Origin of the sequence: Lysinibacillus sp. S1 (genome assembly GCF_044986265.1) — a bacterium.
In the GTDB taxonomy this organism is placed as follows: Bacteria; Bacillota; Bacilli; order Bacillales_A; family Planococcaceae; genus Lysinibacillus; species Lysinibacillus capsici.
Genome location: NZ_CP173154.1, coordinates 117257 through 137451 on the forward strand (window position 1 = coordinate 117257; position 20195 = coordinate 137451).

At 38.0% G+C, this 20195-nt stretch carries 20 protein-coding genes and 1 pseudogene; 14 read left to right on the forward strand and 7 right to left on the reverse strand.

All coding sequences use genetic code 11. The annotated features are described in order from the left end of the window. Positions 1-6: 6 nt before the first annotated feature. The 6 genes and pseudogenes from ACHZEU_RS00625 (at position 7) to ACHZEU_RS00650 (ending at position 6240) form a co-directional block, all read left to right on the forward strand. Positions 7-1695 (forward strand): AAA family ATPase, encoded by a 1689-nt coding sequence (locus ACHZEU_RS00625; protein ID WP_066037260.1) that lies wholly within the window; start codon positions 7-9, stop codon positions 1693-1695. A gap of 198 nt (positions 1696-1893) precedes the next feature. Further along, positions 1894-2403 (forward strand): TetR/AcrR family transcriptional regulator, encoded by a 510-nt coding sequence (locus ACHZEU_RS00630; protein WP_404803891.1) that lies wholly within the window; start codon positions 1894-1896, stop codon positions 2401-2403. Positions 2404-2493: 90 nt separating this feature from the next. Further along, entirely contained in the window at positions 2494-2913 is a 420-nt protein-coding gene (locus ACHZEU_RS00635) for a DUF3995 domain-containing protein (protein WP_404803892.1), read from the forward strand. Positions 2914-2957: 44 nt separating this feature from the next. Beyond that, the gene (locus ACHZEU_RS00640; RefSeq protein ID WP_016993289.1) at positions 2958-3575 is read left to right on the forward strand and encodes a histidine phosphatase family protein; all 618 of its coding nucleotides are present in this window, start codon (positions 2958-2960) and stop codon (positions 3573-3575) included. A 78-nt stretch (positions 3576-3653) separates the two neighbouring features. After that, positions 3654-4490: pseudogene (locus tag ACHZEU_RS00645) on the forward strand (D-alanyl-D-alanine carboxypeptidase family protein). 487 nt (positions 4491-4977) lie between these two features. Beyond that, on the forward strand, positions 4978-6240 hold the full coding sequence (locus ACHZEU_RS00650; protein WP_404803893.1) for a polysaccharide deacetylase family protein: 1263 nt from the start codon (positions 4978-4980) through the stop codon (positions 6238-6240). Positions 6241-6288: 48 nt separating this feature from the next. On the opposite strand, the gene gltS is transcribed toward ACHZEU_RS00650, so the two are convergent. Both gltS and hutG read right to left on the reverse strand, forming a co-directional pair. Then, complete coding sequence (gltS, locus tag ACHZEU_RS00655) at positions 6289-7473, reverse strand: sodium/glutamate symporter (RefSeq protein ID WP_016993292.1); 1185 nt, start codon at positions 7471-7473, stop codon at positions 6289-6291. Further along, the gene (gene hutG, locus ACHZEU_RS00660; protein ID WP_054550383.1) at positions 7470-8435 is read right to left on the reverse strand and encodes a formimidoylglutamase; all 966 of its coding nucleotides are present in this window, start codon (positions 8433-8435) and stop codon (positions 7470-7472) included. Before hutG ends, gltS begins: the two co-directional genes overlap by 4 nt. A 140-nt stretch (positions 8436-8575) precedes the next feature. Here hutG and ACHZEU_RS00665 point away from each other — a divergent pair, with 140 nt between their 5' ends. From ACHZEU_RS00665 to ACHZEU_RS00685, 5 genes are all read left to right on the forward strand, one after another. After that, complete coding sequence (locus ACHZEU_RS00665) at positions 8576-9463, forward strand: LysR family transcriptional regulator (RefSeq protein WP_404803894.1); 888 nt, start codon at positions 8576-8578, stop codon at positions 9461-9463. Positions 9464-9613: 150 nt separating this feature from the next. Beyond that, a complete protein-coding gene (locus tag ACHZEU_RS00670; protein WP_404803895.1) occupies positions 9614-10849 on the forward strand; it encodes an acyl-CoA dehydrogenase family protein in 1236 nt (411 codons plus the stop codon). Continuing rightward, positions 10846-11622 carry an SDR family oxidoreductase gene (locus tag ACHZEU_RS00675; RefSeq protein ID WP_048392531.1) on the forward strand — a complete coding sequence of 259 codons (777 nt, stop codon included), beginning with the start codon at positions 10846-10848 and terminating at the stop codon, positions 11620-11622. The genes ACHZEU_RS00670 and ACHZEU_RS00675 overlap by 4 nt, the downstream gene beginning before the upstream one ends. 13 nt (positions 11623-11635) lie before the next feature. Next, positions 11636-12679, forward strand: a complete 1044-nt coding sequence (locus ACHZEU_RS00680) for a phosphotransferase family protein (RefSeq protein WP_404803896.1) — start codon at positions 11636-11638, stop codon at positions 12677-12679. Positions 12680-13005: 326 nt separating this feature from the next. After that, a complete protein-coding gene (locus ACHZEU_RS00685; protein ID WP_404804557.1) occupies positions 13006-13185 on the forward strand; it encodes a DUF3955 domain-containing protein in 180 nt (59 codons plus the stop codon). 36 nt (positions 13186-13221) lie between these two features. Here ACHZEU_RS00685 and ACHZEU_RS00690 read toward each other — a convergent pair whose 3' ends face one another. After that, positions 13222-13707 carry a tetratricopeptide repeat protein gene (locus tag ACHZEU_RS00690; protein WP_319839267.1) on the reverse strand — a complete coding sequence of 162 codons (486 nt, stop codon included), beginning with the start codon at positions 13705-13707 and terminating at the stop codon, positions 13222-13224. Between the two features lie 30 nt (positions 13708-13737). Continuing rightward, the gene (locus tag ACHZEU_RS00695) at positions 13738-14181 is read right to left on the reverse strand and encodes an SMI1/KNR4 family protein (RefSeq protein WP_404803897.1); all 444 of its coding nucleotides are present in this window, start codon (positions 14179-14181) and stop codon (positions 13738-13740) included. A gap of 185 nt (positions 14182-14366) precedes the next feature. Between ACHZEU_RS00695 and ACHZEU_RS00700 the strand changes: the two genes are divergently transcribed. Beyond that, positions 14367-15209, forward strand: coding sequence for an alpha/beta fold hydrolase (locus tag ACHZEU_RS00700; protein WP_404803898.1), 843 nt, complete (start codon positions 14367-14369; stop codon positions 15207-15209). A gap of 647 nt (positions 15210-15856) precedes the next feature. Here the strand turns inward: ACHZEU_RS00700 and ACHZEU_RS00705 are convergent. Both ACHZEU_RS00705 and ACHZEU_RS00710 read right to left on the reverse strand, forming a co-directional pair. Continuing rightward, complete coding sequence (locus ACHZEU_RS00705; protein ID WP_048392543.1) at positions 15857-16432, reverse strand: GNAT family N-acetyltransferase; 576 nt, start codon at positions 16430-16432, stop codon at positions 15857-15859. 16 nt (positions 16433-16448) lie between these two features. Further along, positions 16449-17315 (reverse strand): effector binding domain-containing protein, encoded by an 867-nt coding sequence (locus tag ACHZEU_RS00710; protein WP_404804558.1) that lies wholly within the window; start codon positions 17313-17315, stop codon positions 16449-16451. A 267-nt stretch (positions 17316-17582) separates the two neighbouring features. Here ACHZEU_RS00710 and ACHZEU_RS00715 point away from each other — a divergent pair, with 267 nt between their 5' ends. Beyond that, the gene (locus ACHZEU_RS00715; protein ID WP_279495218.1) at positions 17583-18338 is read left to right on the forward strand and encodes a bifunctional 2-polyprenyl-6-hydroxyphenol methylase/3-demethylubiquinol 3-O-methyltransferase UbiG; all 756 of its coding nucleotides are present in this window, start codon (positions 17583-17585) and stop codon (positions 18336-18338) included. Between the two features lie 47 nt (positions 18339-18385). On the opposite strand, the gene ACHZEU_RS00720 is transcribed toward ACHZEU_RS00715, so the two are convergent. Then, positions 18386-19543: a Ger(x)C family spore germination protein gene (locus ACHZEU_RS00720; RefSeq protein ID WP_404803899.1), complete on the reverse strand. Its 1158-nt coding sequence runs from the start codon at positions 19541-19543 to the stop codon at positions 18386-18388. A 178-nt stretch (positions 19544-19721) separates the two neighbouring features. Between ACHZEU_RS00720 and ACHZEU_RS00725 the strand changes: the two genes are divergently transcribed. Next, entirely contained in the window at positions 19722-20105 is a 384-nt protein-coding gene (locus tag ACHZEU_RS00725; RefSeq protein ID WP_054550489.1) for a VOC family protein, read from the forward strand. The last annotated feature ends 90 nt before the right edge of the window (positions 20106-20195 follow it).

Here is a 20195-nt window from a genome sequence, read left to right on the forward strand (position 1 = left end):
AATTAAATGACACATAATCATGAAGAAAAAGAACTATTTTACCCAAGTGGAATCATCATGTATCGAGGTGGCGTCAAGAAGAATGATTTCGGTCACGATATATATGACGGCAAAGGCTCGCTATTTGATCAAGAGGGACAATTATTATTCGAGGGTGAATTCGTCAATCATATGAAGCAAGGCAATGGCATTATGTATTTGAAAGGACAACTCATTTATCAGGGTGAATTCATACAAAATAAAAAACAGGGTCATGGCATTTTATATAAGGATGGTCATATCCATTATGAAGGTCATTTTCGCAATGATTTAATGGATGGCTATGGTGTTTTATATTATGAAGAAGAAGTAATTAGCCCTTATCAAACACTACGAGCACAGTATCCACATTTAAATCAACCGCAGTATGAGGGTGACTTTGTCCATGGCATGAAAAAGGGAAAAGGCAAGCAATACTATCCAAATGGATTTTTACAATATGAGGGTGATTTTATTTGGCATCATATGCAAGGGGCAGGGAAGCTATATTACCCTACGGAATCACCAACAGCTGAGGAGCTTGCACGTGGTGTAACTAATCTCCACTATGAAGGTCATTTCTTTGAGGACCTAAAGCATGGTAAAGGCAAAGTATATTCTAGGGATGGAATTTTAGAAGCGGAAGGGCAATTTAAAGAGGATATGATGACAGGGCAAGGAACGCTCTATTATGCCAATGGGCAAGCTTCCTATATTGGTGACCTCGTTCAAGGCAAAAAACATGGACGAGGCGATTATTATAATGAAGAAGGCAAAATTATCTATAGTGGTGAATTTATTAACGATGAGCGGTTACGCATTACACCTGAAGTCGAGCAAGAGATTGCCAAGCTACAAAAACAATTAGATAGTCTTGTAGGTCTTCCGAATGCAAAGAAGGAATTACATAATTTAATAAACTTTATTAAAATTCAAAGTCTGCGTGTGGATCATGGTTTAACAAGCTTTCCTATTACGTATCATCTTGTCTTCTCGGGCAATCCAGGCACAGGTAAAACAACAGTGGCACGCATTATTGGCCAAATCTACAAGCATCTTGGCGTCCTTTCAAGTGGGCATTTTGTGGAAACAGATCGTGCAGGTTTAGTCGCTGGCTATGTTGGACAAACAGCGTTAAAGGTTCAGGAAGTCGTTAACAAAGCAAAGGGCGGGGTACTTTTTATTGATGAAGCCTATTCATTAATAAATGATAAACAGGATGCATTTGGGAAGGAAGCTATTGATAGTTTATTAAAGGCAATGGAGGATCTACGTGATGACTTGGTAATTATTGTTGCGGGCTATACAGAGCTAATAGAAGATTTTTTACAATCTAATCCAGGCTTTAAATCTCGCTTTAATCATTTTGTACAATTTGATAATTTTAGCACGGATGAACTCTATGATATTTTTGCGATGCTTTGTCAAACGAACGATTATCAATTTGGCGAAGCATTTGCCCAACATATGAAAACACAGCTACGTCATATGCCGATTGAAACCATCCCTAATTTCTCGAATGGTCGTTATATTCGAAACTTGTTTGAGAAACTAGTGACAATCCAATCAAACCGATTGATTCAACAGGCAACAATCTCGAGAGAAGAACTCATGACATTTGAGGAGCAGGATATTTTACAGGGCATTGCAGAAAAGTTGTTTGACAATACTTTTTAAGACAAGGAGTAGACGCATGAAAAAGCTATTAGTGBTDATTTWAGDGKGTGCABGTATTTTACCACGACTAGTAACAGTTCATGTTACAGTGAATAATCATATTAATGTACGCCATAAAAACGATAAAAGTTGATGAGTGATGTATAAAGTGGTAATATAAGACAAAACATACGCTAACGTATTTTTTGGAGGGCAATTATGCAAGTAACGAAAGAGGATTGGATTAGAGCGGGTCTAGAGCAATTAGCAGAAGCGGGGATTCATAAAGTACGTATTGAAGCACTTGCTCGATCATTAAACATTAGTAAAGGTAGCTTTTATCATTATTTTCGTGATCGTCAACAACTATTAGATGCCATGCTAGACTATTGGGAAANCCACGCAACAAAGGCCATTATTCAAAATATGGAGCAAGTTGATGCTAATCTAGAGCAGCTTTTACGGATAAGTTTTCACAAAAATAAAAAGATGGAGATAGGCATTTATGCTTGGGCCAAATATGATTCAGATGTCGCAAAGCGTATCGTTCAAATAGAGGAGCAGCGAATAGCCTGTGTGGCGACACTCTATCAAAAAAGTGGTATSAGCATAGACGAATCCACTGATCGTGCAAGATTAGCATATTTAACCTATATAGGCTGGATGACACGATTTGAAGCCAATCCTCATTTCGATCTCGAAAAAATGATTAAGCTGTTAATACAGTAAGAAGGTCTCTCAGAGCTAACATGGGCTTTGAGGGACTATATTTAACGCCAGAACATACGGTAGCGTATGTAAATGAAGAGGAGGTAGAACATGTTTATTTTATCAATTGTCGCAGTGGGACTATTAGGGCTCATTAGTATCCTACATATTTATTGGGCCTTTGGTGGTCGATGGGGTACAGAAGCTGTTATTCCTATGAAAGAAGGCAGCCAACAAGCCGTTTTTACGCCTAGAAAATGGGGAACGCTCTTTGTTGCAATGCTGTTGATGCTAGCAAGTGGTATCATCCTTGTTCAAGGAGGCTTCATGCCATTTTTTCAAGCCTCTATTTTTTCAAAAGTAGGAAGTATCGTTTGTGCGCTAGTATTTTTGCTACGAGCAATTGGTGATTTTAAGTATGTTGKTATTTTTAGTACGATTAAGCATTCCACATTTGCTCAAAATGATTCAAAATGGTATAGTCCTTTATGCTTGTTTCTTAGCTTTGTTTATGTGCTGGTGTTAGTTTAACAGCAATTTTACTTTAATAAGGGGAGCAGAATGGGGGATATAAAATGGAGCAAATGATCTACTTACTTCGCCATGGTGAGACAAATTATAATACACAAGGGAGATATCAAGGACAGCTTGATTCACCACTCACTGAGCGTGGTCGGGAGCAGGTTCAGCAAAATGCGCGCATGCTGAAATCACTCATTGGCGATGCAGATGAATGGACCATCCTATCAAGTCCAATGGGAAGAGCCATGCAAAGCACAGCCATACTTTGTGAAACACTGGGCTATGACAGCAACAAGGTGAGGCAGGATCCACGTTTAACAGAGGTTGCTGTGGGACAATGGGCTGGATTAACCATGGCGGAAATACAGCAACAATGGCCTGCCTTGTTAACGAACACAGATGCCTTCAATTGGTATTTTCGTGCACCAGATGGGGAAACCTATGAAGCTGTTGTAAGCAGATTAACTGCTTTGCTTGAAACGATTCAACCACTTTCAAAAGTGATTATTGTCTCGCATGGCTTAACTGGTCGTATTTTACGCGGCGTCTATGCAAGTCTAAGCAAAGAAGAGACGCTCAAGTTAGAGGTTTCTCAAGATGTAATGTTCAAATTGAAAAATAAAGAGATTACAAGAATTAGTTCAAATTTCGATGATGATTTTTACCTGTGAAAATATTTGAGCGCATCCCATTTTTCTCAAGGAATATTCAGAAATGCCGCCTCTTATAATGTGTAGGAGGCGTTTTTTATGAAAAAATGGATGTTAGTAGGCTGTATTTGTATCATGGTTTTCTTATTTTATTATACAAGCAAAACATATGAATTCACGCATCTAGAACTGCCATCATTACATAGTCAAAATGCTTTGTTACTCAATGAACAGGGCGATGTATTATACGAAAAAAATGCGGATGCTATTATTTATYYTGCAWSTWKAASAMRGMWYATGASAGSCAYMGTWGYCWTAGRGATKMSRGATAAKTTACAAACACAAACCATTGTAGAGCCCCAAACGATTGCGAACTATACGGCACAAAATGCTTCGATGGCAGGCTTTCAAGCAGGAGATTTTGTCACGATGGAGGATTTATTGTATGGTACACTCCTTGCCTCAGGTGCCGATGCAACAGGAACACTTGCAGATGCTGTCGCTGGCAGTGAGGACAAATTTGTCACGTTGATGAATAACAAGGCGCAAGAATTAGGCATGCATGACACACATTTTGTTAATACCAGTGGCCTACATGATGAGGCACATGTATCCAGCGTGCGGGATATCAGCAAGCTTCTGCGATATGCATTAGAAAATCATACCTTTTATCAAATATTTACCTCAAAAAACTACACAACCTATGTTCCCAATCAATTAATCATCACAAACTCATTATTTACAAAATTACCTGGTCTAGACAGTCCGATAATAGGTGGAAAAACAGGCTATACCCCAGAAGCAGGACTGTGTCTGGCGACCATAATCGAGAAAGAAGGGAAATCTTTTTTATTCATTACAACCAATGCTCCTAGCTATATATGGAACCCACCCCCACATATTGAAGATGCCCTAACGGCCTTCGAAGCTTTATAGCAGGAAAAATAATGAAAAAACCTCAACTTTTTCATGGTTTTTAACGTCTTAATAGAAAGGGGAATTATATAGCTGAGGTTTGGTGGTGGATAACCAGCTTTTTATAGGAACCATCAAATACGGGGAGAGCTGCTTCTCAAAGTGAGGGAGCAGTTCAAAAAGAGAGCGGAGCCATCTCCCAGTAAGGAGAAAGTCACTCACTTAAGTCCGTAGGCCGTTTAGCAGCATGAGATAAAGGAGCTAACACAAAATCTACAAAATAAGCCACCATCATTTAATTATCATAACCTATGCATAGTTTCTCAGTAAAAAGGGAAGGAGGGATGTATAAGTATTTACTAAAATATGAATTTTAGCAGCATCGTAAAAGGGAATCTAGTTGATTATTACTATTTTATGGCAGGGTTGTTTACTCTATAATAAAAGTTAAATCTTAGCAATTTTTTAGCAAACAGACATGGAAGACATCTAAGGGCGGTGTAGAACAATGAAAAAATTTTTACCCTTTGCCATCGTTTTTACGTTTATGATGTGCATCTTGGCAGGGCAACTTTCAGTAAATGCTGAAGGGTCAGTGGTGATTCACAAGGTAGTCAAAGATACGGTTATTTTTGAAGAAGCTTCTACGAATAGTGCGGAGATCGGGGAACTTTCGAAAGGTAGCTTTGTTTCAGTAACAAAAGTAAGTAAAGGTTGGACACATATTCAAACGCCAGAGCACGAGGGCTATGTCACATCTGATGCTTTAGTCAAGTTGAAGTCTGAGGGATACCTAGTGATTCAAAAGGGCAGTACAACATTATTTACAGCCCCAAGTCAACATGCCCAGCATGTAGGACAGCTCTATGAAGGACGAATAATTTATGTATATGGCACAGCACCTGGTGGTTGGTCTTTCGTTCAATATGGCGAGGAGATAGGATATGTAGCGACAAACGCATTAAAAAAACCAGCTCCAACGAAGAAAAAAATTAATGCTGTTGCTGGTGCTGAATTACGATTAACAGCTAGTCCAAACGGAGAAGTTCTTGGTACACTTCCCAATAAAACAACTGTCCAGTATTACATAACACTTGCTGRTTGGGCTTATGTAGAMGCAGGCGACCAAAAAGGGTATGTCAAAGCTTCTGAGCTAGCTGATATTCAGTTAATAGATAATAAAGTTTATAATAAAGGTGTGCCAGTAGCGAAAGGCGCAAAAAAACGGGTAGCCTTAACATTTGATGATGGGCCAGATGCTAAGGTGACACCACAAATTTTGGCAACGTTAAAGAAATACGATGCCAAGGCTACATTCTTTATGGTAGGTAAAAATGTGTCAAGAAATGCTGCAATCGTTAAACAAGTCTATGAAGCAGGACATGAAATCGGMAACCATACCTTGAGCCATAAAAAATTAACGACCTTATCAATAGCAGGCGTTAAACAAGAAGTCAATGGCACAAGTAATGCTATTTATGCAGCCATCGGGCAGTATCCAACTGTTTTCCGCCCACCCTATGGGGCGACCAATGACCAAGTACGTTCTGTCATGACAATACCCTCGATTTTGTGGTCGATTGATACACTGGATTGGAAACATCACAATCCAGATAAAATTTTAGCGTATGTCAAAGCCTCTGTAAAAGATGGGAGTATTATTCTAATGCACGATATCCATCAAACGACAGCCAATGGTTTAGAAAATGTTATTCTTTATTTACAAAAACAAGGCTATGAATTTGTTACAGTAAGTGAGATATTACAATAATAGAAAAGCTTTGCAATCGTCTACTCAGAACGAATGCAAAGCTCTTTTTTATTTAAATAAATTGATAGTCGTAATAATAATAGGAATCCCAAATACGTCAATTAAAAATGCGCCGACAATCGGTACGACAAGAAAGGCTTTTTTAGAAGGACCGAAGCGTTGCACAACGGCTGACATATTGGCCATGGCATTTGGTGTTGCGCCTAGACCATGTCCTGCAAAACCTGCTACCATAACAGCAGCATCGTAGTTTTTGCCAAGTAATTTAAATAACACAAAAATACTAAATACAACAATAAAGAATACTTGCGCAAAAACAATGATGAATAATGGTAGTGCCAAATCAGCAATTTCCCATAATTTAATACTCATGAGAGCCATGGAAAGGAATACACCTAATGTGACATCTCCAATTAATGAGATGCTTTTCATATTAATGGCTTCAGGTTTGAATTTATCCATAATATTGCGCACTAATACAGCCACAAACATTGCTCCTACATAGCCAGGTAGAACGAAACCTGTTGCTTCTGAGAATAGTGTGCCGACGTACGTACCAACAGCCATACAGAAAGTAATTAATAAGACTTGTGTAAAGAACGAATCCGATGTAATTTGCTCATGTTTATTTTCATATTGGACTTCTTCCGATTCTTGTTCATCTGGTGTTAAATTATATTTACCTACTAAATATTTGACAATTGGACCACCAATTAAGCCACCAGCAACTAGACCACATGTTGCGGCAGCAGCACCAATTGTCATAGCTGAAGAAATCCCTAAATCTTCTAAGGTTTGGCCAAATGCAGCTGCAGCGCCATGACCACCCTCCATAGAAACGGCACCCGCCATCATACCGATTAAAGGATGGATCCCCATAAGTGAGGCCAGAGATACCCCAATGACATTTTGCATTAACGCTAGGAAGCCACATGCTAGCCAGTAGATAATCAGTAATTTACCACCGAGCTTTACAAGTTTAAAGCTTGCACCTAAGCCAATTGTCGTAAAGAAAGTAATCATAAATAAGCTTTGTAAAGAAGTATCAAGTGATATTTCTAAAATACCCGTTGTTTTTAAGATAGTGGCAAGAGCAGCGAACAATAAACCACCAACCACTGGTGCTGGGATACAGAAACGCTTTAAAAAGCCTATTTTATTGATAAGAAAGCTTCCTAATGCAAAGAGTGCAACAGCTAGGAATACCGTTGTAATTTGATTAATTTCGATCATGAACCTTGCCCCCTAAGTAAGTTGTTCAGTGCCTCATATACAAAATAGGCACCTAATTTCACTGTACGTCCATTTTCATCTAATAACGGATTGACCTCACAAATATCAAATGAATGGGTGTGAGGGTGTGAAGTGACTTGTTGCAAAATGGAGCGCACAGTCGATGGGTCAAGCCCAAACGGTGATGGAGCACTTACACCTGGAGCAAATGCTGCATTCAATACATCCATACATAATGTTAAAAGAATATAATCATGCTTATCCATAAAATGTTGTAATGCATCCGTTAATTGTTGTTGGTAGGCTACCGTCATTTGATCCTCATAAACATACTTCACGTTTAATTCATCAGCTTTTTCGAAAAGTTCTCTTGTATTGCCGTAGCGTTGAATACCAACAACAAAATAGTCAGCGTGTGGATCCTGCTCTAAAATTTGACGGAACATCGTACCTGACGAAGGTTGTTCATCATATGGTCGTAAATCAAAGTGAGCATCTATATTGATGATGCCGATTTTAGCTTCCTTTGGTAGAGCAGAACGAACGCCTAAATAATGGCCATACAGCGTTTCATGCCCGCCACCTAGCACCACACATGATATGTTTTTTTGTAGTACTGTTGCTACGACTTCACCAAGCTCACGTTGCGCCTCCTCTAAAGCATGGTTTAGACAAACGATATTGCCAACATCAATWATTTGCTGATCGTCCTCAAATGTCCACGGTAAACTGGCTAAGCCTTCTCGTAGGGCGTTTGGACCATTTGCTGCCCCTACACGGCCTTGATTTCGACGTACCCCTTCATCGCAGATAAAGCCAACGAGAGCAGCACTTTTCTTATCTGAAGCGCTTACATCATTAATCGCAACTCTTTTTACTTGTTGATGTAAACGAAAGCTGCTTGTATTTGTCGTTGAATCTATTCGGCCTTTCCATTGTTTTTGATCTGTCATTGTGTACATAAACTTATCAACCCCATTGTKAATATTATTGTAGAAAAAGTATTGTTGTAATTCATTATATATTCACATAATTATAATTACTAATATATAATTAATATTAATCTATAGCTTTTAACTATAAATCTGGGAGGTATCTATAGGTGGACATTAAACAATTACACTATTTTATCGCTGTTTCAGAACAGATGAATTTCTCAAAAGCCGCAGAAAGACTGCATATTTCGCAGCCTTCCTTAAGTAATGCGATCAAAAAATTAGAACAAGAGATTGGCTCCCCTTTATTAGAGAGAAATACTAGAAATCTGCAATTAACAGAAGCTGGAGAGTTACTTTTTGAACGAGCAAAAGTTATTGTAAAAAATATGGAAGTGCTAAAAATCGAAATGGATGAAGTAATTGTTCATGGCACGAGAGACATCACCATTGGTGTCATGGACTCTATTAAGCATTGGCTGCCAAAGGTAATCGCCAACTATAAAAAAGACTATCCTCACATGAAAATTCACTTAGTCGATATTTTAGGTAGTAAGCGGGTGAAAAAATCCTTGAAAAGCTATAAAACACATTTAATCATCACCAATCAGCTAATGGATGATCCAGAGTTGGAAGTTCAAACTTTATATGAAGAACGGTTGGTCGCAGTATTACCTTTACATCATCCGTTAGCCCAAAAGGATACTTTAACCATCTCAGATATTTGTGAAGAACCATTTATTATTAGTACCGAGGGCTTTCAAACAAGACGAGATATCTTAACGTCATTTGAACAGGCTGGTAAAAACATCAATATTCAATTTGAAATTGAGCGTTTTGAAACCGCTGTATCGCTTGTACGAGAACATTTAGGAGTGACCATATTACCTGAAAATTACTTGCAAGGACCGACTGCTAAAACGATTGTAAAAAAAGAAATAGAGGGTCTGAATTTAAGTCGCAATGTCTATCTAGTGTACTTAAAAAACCGTCATTTACCATTAGCCATCCGACAATTACTGAAGGATATAGTACAGTTTTTTGAAAATAAATGATGTAAGTCCATAGTAATGAATTTTCTCTTTTATTAGAAAATTCAAAAATAGAACATTGCTTTACTAGAAAAATAGCGGTAACATTTATTGTAAGAATGAAAATGAACATTCATTCATTTTGCGAAGTTCAAGCAAAGGGGGTATCTTCTAATGAATTTTTCCTATAGTGAAAAAGTTGAGAAGTTACAGGACAAGCTGAAGAATTTTATGGAGCAATACATTTATCCAAATGAGGCCGTTTATGCTGCACAGGTTGAGGCAATGGAGGATCGTTGGGGAGCGATTCCACCGATTATGGAGGAGCTGAAACAGAAGGCGCAACAGGCAGGTTTGTGGAATTTATTTTTACCAGATAGTGAATATGGGGCAGGTTTAACCAACTTAGAATATGCACCTTTATGTGAAATCATGGGCCGTTCACTTCTGGCCCCCGAGGTGTTTAACTGTAATGCACCTGASACAGGCAATATGGAAGTACTTGTACGCTATGGAACGGCACAGCAAAAAAAACAGTGGCTAGATCCATTATTACGAGGTGAAATACGGTCCTGCTTTGCGATGACGGAGCCAGCCGTTGCATCCAGTGATGCTACAAATATTGAGGCAAGCATTGAACGCGATGGAGATGAATACATTTTAAATGGCCATAAATGGTGGACAACTGGTGCTGGGGATCCTCGCTGTAGGGTGGCTATTTTTATGGGCAAGCATAAAGATACAACGGCTCCTATCCATGAGCAGCAGTCTATGATTCTTGTACCGATGGATACACCAGGAGTAAAAGTGGAGCGTATGCTAACGGCTTTTGGCTACGACCATGCGCCAGAAGGACATGGTGAGGTTACATTTACCAATGTGCGTGTACCGGTGGAAAATATTTTATGGGGTGAAGGTAAAGGCTTTGCCATTGCGCAAGGCAGACTAGGACCAGGTAGAATTCATCATTGTATGCGTCTTATTGGTGCCGCAGAGCGTGCATTAGAGGAAATGTGTGTACGTGTACAAGCGCGACAGGCATTTCATCGACCACTAGCAGATCAAGGGGTAATGCGGGAGCGCATTGCAGAATCTCGGATGGATATTGAGCAAGCAAGACTTTTAACATTGAAGGCTGCTTATATGATGGACACAGTAGGCAACAAAGAGGCAAAAGCTGAAATTGCTATGATTAAGGTAGTTGCTCCAAATATGGCACTCAGAGTCATTGATCGAGCTATCCAAGCATTTGGTGCTGCTGGGGTAGGTCCCGATACTACGCTTGCTGCACAATGGGCGAATTCTCGTACATTACGTTTAGCGGATGGACCAGATGAGGTGCATCGTAATACCATTGCTAAACTAGAATTGAAAAAGCATGCCAACAAACAAGAGGAGCTGGTGAAATGACGGTCCTAGAGTTATTTAGCTTAAAAGGTAAAACAGCGATTGTGACAGGTGGAGGACGTGGACTCGGTGCGCAAATTGCTCAAGGATTTGCAGAGGCTGGAGCCAATGTGGTCTTATGCTCACGAAAGGTGGAGGCATGTGAGGAGGTTGCCGCAGGACTCGAAAAGCTTGGTGTTCAAGCATTAGCTCTAGCCTGTGATGTCACAAAGCCTGAGGATATTGCCAATGTGGTAGCCCAAACGATTACAACATTTGGTAGAATTGATATTTTAGTCAATAACAGTGGCGCATCATGGGGAACACCTGCCATTGATATGCCCTACGAAGCCTGGCAAAAAGTATTTGATGTCAATGTCAACGGGACATTTTTATTCAGCCAAGCCGTTGGCAAAATTATGCTAGAGCAGAAAAGCGGCAAAATCATTAATATTGCTTCTATTGCTGGACTAGGTGGGACGCTACCAGCCTTTATGGATACGATTGCCTATAACGCGAGTAAAGGGGCTGTCATTACTTTAACGAAGGATTTAGCCGTCAAATGGGGGCCACATGGAGTCAATGTCAACGCTATTGCACCAGGTTTTTTCCCTACGAAAATGTCCAATGTCTTAATCGAACGTGGACAAGACTATTTGATGGGTGTTACACCGTTGAAACGCTTAGGCTCCGAAAATGATTTGAAGGGCGTAGCTTTATTTTTAGCAGCACCAGCTTCGGACTATGTAACAGGGGATGTCATTGTAGTAGATGGGGGCATGAGCTCCATTATTTAAGGAGGGAAATAGAATGGATACGATGCAAGTAAGGTCAAGTGAACGTTTGGATGTTGATAAACTACATGCCTTTTTAGAGAGTTATTTCACTGAGCTTCCACAGGGGAAGCTTGAAATAGCACAATTTAGTGCAGGGCATTCCAATTTGACGTATTGTTTAAAAATAGCTGATTTTGAAGCTGTTCTACGTCGTCCTCCGCTTGGACCAGTTGCCAAAAAAGCGCATGATATGAAGCGGGAATTTACGATTTTATCGGCACTGCATCCATTTTTACCATCGGTTCCAAAACCATATGTCTATGTAGAGGATCGAGACATTATCGGTAGTGATTTCTTTTTAATGGAKCGCAAAAAAGGAATCGTCCTKDADAMACATTTTCCAAAAGGCACAGAACCAACAGAGGAGCTAGCACGTCAATTGTCCGAACTGATGGTTGATTCTTTAGTTGCATTACATGCTATTCCTTATCAGGACACTCCGTTAAAGGATATCGTGAAGCCTGACGGATTTCTTGAAAGACAAGTGTATGGCTGGATTGAGCGTTATGAAAATGCGAAAACAGCAGAACATGCAGAAGTAGCGATGTTAACAGATTGGTTAAAAAACAATCTTCCGTCCAATCATGAGGCAACCATTATTCATTACGATTATAAATTGAATAATGCAATGTTCTCCGAGGACTATACCGAAATGATTGGCCTTTTTGATTGGGAGATGGCAACAGTAGGGGACCCACTTGCTGATGTTGGTGTAGCAATGAGTTATTGGATGCAAGCGGATGACCCGAAAATGCTATTATATGCACTTGGTGAACCACCAGTAACTGTATTACCAGGCTTTTATACCCGACAGCAATTTATTGATCGTTATGCAGAGAAAAGTGGGCGAGATGTGTCAGCTATTCATTATTACTGTACATTTGCTTATTTTAAATTAGCCGTTATTTGTCAGCAAATCTATTATCGCTATGTTCAAGGACAAACGCAGGATGATCGCTTTGCTCAGATGGATAAAATGGTCGCTGCCCTCATACAACAAGCTTCTCAATCAATATGATTTTATGGAAAAACGGTTACTTTTAATAAAGTAGCTGTTTTTTATAGCCCATTATAACAGATTATCCGACATTAATTTATATAATTATTTATACTAACTCGCACAAAATTTACTCAAAAAACATAATAAATCACGTACAAGAAATTAAAAGAGGAGGGAACGTTTGTTCTTTTGTCTAGGATTGTTAATCAATAATAATTTATTGTTTTTCGATAAAAAATAATTGGCTTGCAATAAAAATAACGCTATCATCAATAACAACAAGGATTTAATAAATGGAGGAAGAAATAATGGGGAAATATTTACTTGCCACAATTCCGATGATCATGGGGATCGTATGTTTATTTATAAMAGGCCTTATAGGAGATGAGATACTARCAGATGGTACGATAGTGGAGAAAAACTTCTTTTTAATTCCATTGAGCTATTTATTTTTCTTTAGCGGTATACTTACATTCTTGATTGTGGCGTTATCTTCTTCATTCAAAAAACATAGTTCCGTATAATAATGCTAAAAACAGGCCCTGAATAGGGCCTGTTTTTTATAACCATGTTTGATCTAGTTTATCACTATAGTAGTGAATAGCTTTTTTATAATCTTGAATGCCTTGATGATTGGCTGTGCGTAATATCGTGTTCAATAATGTTTCCATTGATTTTGCATGTTCGCCAAGATTATAGAGTGTCATGGCATAGAAGACCTTGATATGCTCAGCCTTGGGGAACTCTTGAATGGCTTGTTCAAAGATCCGTTTTGCTTGCTCGTATTGTCCTATAGTCCGATAGGTGCTCCCTAAACCAAGATAGGCATCCACTAAAACTTCTGGTTCTAGCCCCAACTTTATCGCTTCTTCATAGTGCGGAACAGCCTCTTTTTCCTGCCCTAAAGAATCAAATGTCCAAGCACATTGAAATTGATAATAAGCATTTTGAGGCTGTTCCTTGACCAGTGCCACCATACATTGATTTGCTTCCTCAAGCTGTCCGTTTTTTCTTAATGTAAGTATGTGTTCTAATTGTTTGTCCATTATATTTAACCTCTTCTTTACTTAAGTAACTTACCATTCATAAAAACAATCTTCTATCAGCAACTCAAATGAATCAGCTATTCGCTTAATTTCTCCACAATCATGATCGCAAATAAAAACATGGCCTGATGGATCGATGAAAATGGGATTACCCACACCAWCCATTGAAATAACATAGCTCKTTTCTAAAACATTTGGWGATAGGAACTCTTTATATTGKTGACGGAAATCCAGTGTTAAATCGACAACGGTTTCGTTTCCTAGACTTGAGCCRTTAGAAAAAGCATGGATTGCTATACCTGCATATGCCCCACCAAACGTTTCAATGAACGCTACGTAATCGCTGTGAAATTGTACATGAAGTTGTTGCTGTGCCTCTATTATTTCTCTTTGACTTGCAGGTTTACCCACTAACGTTTGATGCTTCTCATTAAATAAAAATAACCGCAAACGCTTTAGTAGATCTTCCTTCATAGACATTCTCCTTTTATTCAGTATACACGATCCTTCATTGCTAGGAATCTGTGGGAATGATATTGTTAATGTAAATAATAACATCTACTGGGGTGATAGAATGCTAGAGCKTTCAATGGAAAAAACACKGGAAAACCAAGMGGGAAGGGAGYRATGATATAAAAATAGAAAAGAGGATGAAGATAATGACATATCAAAAACTTATGTGTGATGGATTTGAATTAAACTATTGTATAAAGGGGCAAGGCCAACCAATTTTAGGGGTGGGGAGTAGTGTTTATTATCCACGTCTGTTCTCAGAAGACTTTTATCAACATTTCCAGGTGATTTTTTTAGATCATCGAGGTTTTGGTAAGCCAGCTCAAGCATTTACGCAAGAAGATTACACATTAAACAAAATAGTGAAGGATATGGAGTATGCGAGACAAATCCTACAGCTAGATAATTTAATAGTGTTAGGACATTCAGGACATGCATTTATGGCAATGGCGTATGCCAAAGCCTATCCTCAGCATGTTCAAAAACTCGTACTCTTAAATTCAGCAACATCGAATAGTCAAGAAAGACAGCAACAAAGCTTGTCTTATTTTGAGGCACATGCAAGTATGGAGCGTAAACATCAATTTGCGCACGAAATAGCCTTATTGGAGCAGGATCTAAAGAAGGAGCCTGAACGACGCTTTGTTCATATGTGTATTCGTATGGGGGCGCATAGTTTTTATGATTTTATGTTCAATGCTACCTCTATGTGGGATAACGTTCATCCGAATATGGAAATTATTGATTATCTATGGGGAGTAGCTTTTGCGGAGCAGAACCTTTTACAACAAATGCTACAAGTTAACAAGCCAATTTTTTTAGGTCTAGGCAGGTATGATTATTTAGTAGCCCCTATTTCATTATGGGATGCAGTAGATCATATTCCCCATGTAAAGAAAGTCATTTTTGAAAAAAGTGGTCATAATCCTATGTTTGAAGAGCCTGTATTTTTTAAAGAACAACTAATTCAATGGATAAACGAGGGGTAGTCGAATGGCTGGTTATGCTTGTATAGCAATTAACCAGCCCTTTTTAATAATAAAAAGAAAAAAGCCAAAGCATCAACTACCTCAACAAGTTTTACGTATCGCATCMATKTTTTGACAGKCCATAATGACAGGCCGTGCCATATCATCGATTTGAAGGAAGTACCCGCAGCAGCTTTGCGGAATAAGATAAATAAAGTATATTCCTAGAAATTGGCTGCCATCTGAAAGGTATACATCTACTAAAGTCCCTGGTTCAAAACATTCTAAGTGACTACAAATACAGCTTTGACAATGCTTTTCAATTTGATTTTGTTTCTGATATTTTTTTTCAAATTGGGGACTATTATAATATTTTATTTTATAAGAATCTTCCTCAATAATWGGATGATCTACGCTGGGAGAGTGACYAAGGTAAACATTCTTTGATTCACAATAGCATTTAGAAAATTTATGATAATTGTTAAATTCCCAATTCATTCGTGTTAAATATCTGTTTCCATCCATTTCTAAAACGCTCCTTTATGATTACAATGTCATGCTAGCATGAGTCATCTATTTCTAGTCTATGTTAAAGAGCCCTTTAGGAGATGGTAAAATGTCCATTTATCTGTGCAATATAAGAAAAAGACTAAACTCATTAGTAGAGTTTAGTCTTTCAAGTTGTAATCGCCTTTCAATAAGCCATATATCTCTAAATCAACAACACCCTTACCAGACCATAATGAAGCTTGTCTCAGAAGACCTTCCTTTAAAAATCCATTTTTTAACAGAACCTTTTTCGAGGGTTCATTTAAAGGCATGACTTCTGCCTGTATTCGATTAACATTTACCTCTTCCAATAAAAATTTTACGATTGTTGCAACTGCCTCTGATGCAATGCCTTTTCCCCAGGATGCTTCAGCTAAATAGTAACCGATTGTTACCATATCTACTTTCTGATTAAAGTCCATCGCTTCGATAATCCCTACTAGTTTTTCACGCTGTGATATTTCGAAGATCCCCCATTTAATCCTGCTTTTCTTCGTATAATCACGTTCAAAATGGCCAATCATTTTTTGAACAGTTTGAAGGTTATGTTTTGGGATGATGCCACAATACTCAAATACCTTGTCATTATCATAAATAGCAAATAGCTCTTGTATATGTGAGTCTTCAATTTTTTTAAATTGTAAATTAGCTGAATGTAGGGTAGGGAACTGCTTAAATACTTTCTCAATAATCATCGACCTTGCTCCTTTATTATTCTTTAATGGGAATGTAGATTTTCATTTTCATCTCATGAGGGTAGATCGATTGCATGACATCCGTTATTTCAAAATCAGGACCTGTATCGCGCTCATAATTAGAATTCGGCAACCATACTCCGTAAATGAAACGTCTTGTATTTTGAATTCCTTCCGCAGTACAATTCAATGTAAATTCTGCATATTTACCAGCAGGAATTTCAAGGTGGGTGAAGCCTTTCTCTAATTGCTCCTCAAAGATTTCGACTTCCTCTCCTACAATAAAAGAAAACCGGCCATCCTCCTGAAAGTTTGTAGAAATGCCATACGCCATATTAGGGGCTACCTTATGGGAGATTCGTTCATAATATTGCTGCTGACCAAAATCCAAATAAAAGCCAGGGATTTCTGCATAGTATTGTTCGTCTTGTAAGGACGTTTTGTATTCATAGCCTGTAATACGTTTTTTAGATAAGTGAAGTATTTCCGGTCGCTGCATAGGGAGTTCTCCTTCCAGTTTATAATCCAAAAAGTTTATTTTGGTTTGAAATGGTATGGAGCTGGCTCCTTTTCGGTATTTAGCAGGTGTGACACCAAAATACTGAACAAATGCCCGTGTAAATGCCTCCTGAGAACCATATTGAAAGTTGATTGCAATCTCAAGTATATTCTGCGTTGTTGTTGCTAATAAGGAAGCTGCTTCAGAAAGTCTCCTGTTGCGAATATACTGCTGCACAGAAAAACCTGTAATGGCTTGGAAAAGTCGTTGGAAATGAAATGCTGAAAAGTAAGACTGAGAAGAAATATCTGTAATCGTTAACTTTTCATGTAGGTTTTTCTCAATAAACTCTATGGCGTTTTGAATTCTTTCAAAATAATCCATACCATCATCCTTTCTTAACTCAATGGTACCGTTTAATGGGAAGGGTTTTTTGATAATTTGTGCTAATTTGTRCATTAAATTGTAATGTATAGGAAATCAATAGAAACATTGATTAAAACAACAAATAAATGTATAATTTAACTAAATTTACAAGAAAGTGAGTGATAGATGATGATAGTCAGCTCTGTTTTCCCATTGAATATAATAAAGGTGCGGGAGAATAAATAGATTGGTTGATTTCTTCCGCAAACAATCGGAGGAGAATATATGTACAAAAATTACGGACCGTTAAGCACAGCACTTTATGATTTTACGAAACCAGTTGGATACTCGCTTGATGGAGATATTGAATATTATCTAGAACGACTGCAAGGTGTAAAGGGGAAGATTCTAGAAGCAGGGGTTGGTTCTGGACGTTTCTATATTCCTTTTATGGAAAAAGGCTTTGATATAGAGGGAATTGATCATTCCCCTGAAATGCTAGCATCCTGTCGAAAAAGATGCCAAGAACGAGGATTGACGCCAGTGCTGTATGAAGGGAATGTTTGCCAATTCACCTTAGGGCAACAATACGAAGCCATTGTTATGCCTACAGGCTCATTTTGTTTAATTGAAAATCATCAAGAAGCACTATCAGCTTTAACCTCTATGTATCAGCACCTTGTCCCTGGTGGGAGACTCCTAGTAGATTTATTACTTCCTACAGACTGGAAAACAGGAGAAATTACGACATCTTACCATCAAATTTCACAAGATGAAGGAATTGCCCTTGAAAGAAAATCGATTGCCATGAATTGGGTGGAGCAATATACGCTGATGGTTTTAAAATATGAGAAGTGGCAACAAGGCACATTAAGTGATACGGAACTACAAAAGTTTTTATTACGCTGGTATGGGATTGAAGAATTTAAGCTTCTATTACAAAGTATTGGCTTTTCTGCAATAACTTGTTCTGCGAATTATAAGTTCCTTCAACAACCAACTGAAGAAACGTCACTCATAACGTTTGAAGCGGTACGTTAATTAAAATGACCAGTACTCCTTAAAAGAGTACTGGTCATTTTTACGAATTAGTCAAGCTTTAATTTTGTTGCAGTTCCTACTCCTTTTGTATGCACATCGACTTCAATTTGAACTTCAAGATTAGGGTAGAGGGTTTGCCAGTTCTTTTTAATTCGATTCCATGCTCGATAGTCCTCTCGATGTAGTACATTACTAAATTTTAATAAATCGGCTTGATAGGTTTGTTGAATTGTTTGAAGTGTACGTTCTAATCGTTCCTTGATTTGTCTGCTCGTTTCTTTATTTAAAGCATCGATGGTTTTTGATTTTGTTAAATCTAAAGAACAACTTACCTCTGCAACGTTTTGCTCAATATCAAGTTTGATGGAAATCGAAGGTATATCATTTTGAAAATGACCTGTCACTTTAGTAGAAGAATTAATAATTTCTGTTGAGATTTTCCCTTCTTCAGGACAAGCAATAATTTCAAATGTACTTTTTATATTATTAGTTAAAAAATTATAGTCTCTGCTTTCTTGTTCTGTTAAATAGCCGATGAGCTTATAATTTTTAAAAATAGCCAGTCCACCATATTTTAATTGTGCAGGGCTATCAATTTTTTCTATATTTGAGCTAAAATCTCCAGCATCCGCATCACCGTGTATATGAATAGAGGGTAAGACGGCACTATGATCAATACTGCCTAAAGATTGGATTAAATCATCAAGAATAACAGATTCTGTTGTCCCCCATACTGCTTCAGAAACCTTTAATGATTTAAACATTTTGCTAGCAGGCACATCCTCTAAAGGGGTTAAAACACTTAATATTTCTTGTGCAGTCGAATCATGAGAAACAATAAAGTTAAAATCACTTCGTCCTTCTGGGTCTCTTTGAAATAAATCTAAAATGCTATTCATACCTTCCTCAGCCATTTCTTCACCAATAATAATAATTTGGGCATGCGCATAATAAGGCTTTCTAGGTGTTAGCGCTGTTAATTTTCGAATGGCATCAAATAATGATTTACCTTTTGCATGGTAGGTAAAAACAGGGACCTGAATGCCAGATGCTTTGTTCGAAGCCACTTGACTTGGATTAACAATCTGAACAGAAATTTCGAATTGCTCGTCCGATTTATCCACACCAACAGCCGTAACAATAGCTAGTTCGTTTAACTCCCGCTTATTCCAGCATCCACCTAGTAAAAGAAGTACTGACAGCAATAGGATGAATGATACCTTGTGTTTAATGGTGGACACCTCCTCTAGGAAAAGAAGACATTTCCGATACTATTAAGGATAAGCAAAAGACAGGTAAAATAATCAATAATGAAAATCTCAATGAATTTTTTTGAAGGAGAATAAAATGAAGAAAACAAACTGTGAAATGGAGGTAAGAAAAATGAAACAATCCTTATTTAAAGGTGTAGAGGCCATTTTTATTCCAATAAAAGATCCTAAATTATCGTCTAAATGGTATGAGGAAATACTCGGATTTAAGCTTCAATATATAGAAGAGGGCGCAGCAGTTATGAAAATCACTGAACAATCCCCCACGGTCATTTGCTTAGTAAAAGCTAAGGAGCATCAGCCATGTCATTTTCCAGACAATCACTTTGGTGTGGGGAAATATGTAAACTTCCTCTCTCAAAATATTGAAGAGACCTATTTATTTCTAGTAGATCATCATGTTCAAGTCGAGGCTTTAGAAGGAGAAGGGGACACCAAATTTTTTACCTTCTATGACCCTGATGGGAATCCTTTAGGTGTTTGTCAATCATTATAAGCGGGTCACTGCGTTAACAGTGACCCTAGTAACAAATCTAGGAGGTGTAAGGCTAATTAGCTTTACACTACTATAGTATACTAATTCTCT

Excerpts from the sequence above, each read along its gene's own strand:
- ACHZEU_RS00625 (WP_066037260.1), top strand. The coding sequence starts at position 7 with ATGACACATAATCATGAAGAAAAAGAACTATTTTACCCAAGTGGAATC.
- ACHZEU_RS00640 (WP_016993289.1), top strand. The coding sequence starts at position 2,958 with ATGGAGCAAATGATCTACTTACTTCGCCATGGTGAGACAAATTATAAT.
- gltS (WP_016993292.1), bottom strand. The coding sequence starts at position 7,473 with ATGATCGAAATTAATCAAATTACAACGGTATTCCTAGCTGTTGCACTC.
- ACHZEU_RS00675 (WP_048392531.1), top strand. The coding sequence starts at position 10,846 with ATGACGGTCCTAGAGTTATTTAGCTTAAAAGGTAAAACAGCGATTGTG.
- ACHZEU_RS00690 (WP_319839267.1), bottom strand. The coding sequence starts at position 13,707 with ATGGACAAACAATTAGAACACATACTTACATTAAGAAAAAACGGACAG.
- ACHZEU_RS00700 (WP_404803898.1), top strand. The coding sequence starts at position 14,367 with ATGACATATCAAAAACTTATGTGTGATGGATTTGAATTAAACTATTGT.
- ACHZEU_RS00705 (WP_048392543.1), bottom strand. The coding sequence starts at position 16,432 with ATGATTATTGAGAAAGTATTTAAGCAGTTCCCTACCCTACATTCAGCT.
- ACHZEU_RS00710 (WP_404804558.1), bottom strand. The coding sequence starts at position 17,315 with ATGGATTATTTTGAAAGAATTCAAAACGCCATAGAGTTTATTGAGAAA.
- ACHZEU_RS00715 (WP_279495218.1), top strand. The coding sequence starts at position 17,583 with ATGTACAAAAATTACGGACCGTTAAGCACAGCACTTTATGATTTTACG.
- ACHZEU_RS00725 (WP_054550489.1), top strand. The coding sequence starts at position 19,722 with ATGAAACAATCCTTATTTAAAGGTGTAGAGGCCATTTTTATTCCAATA.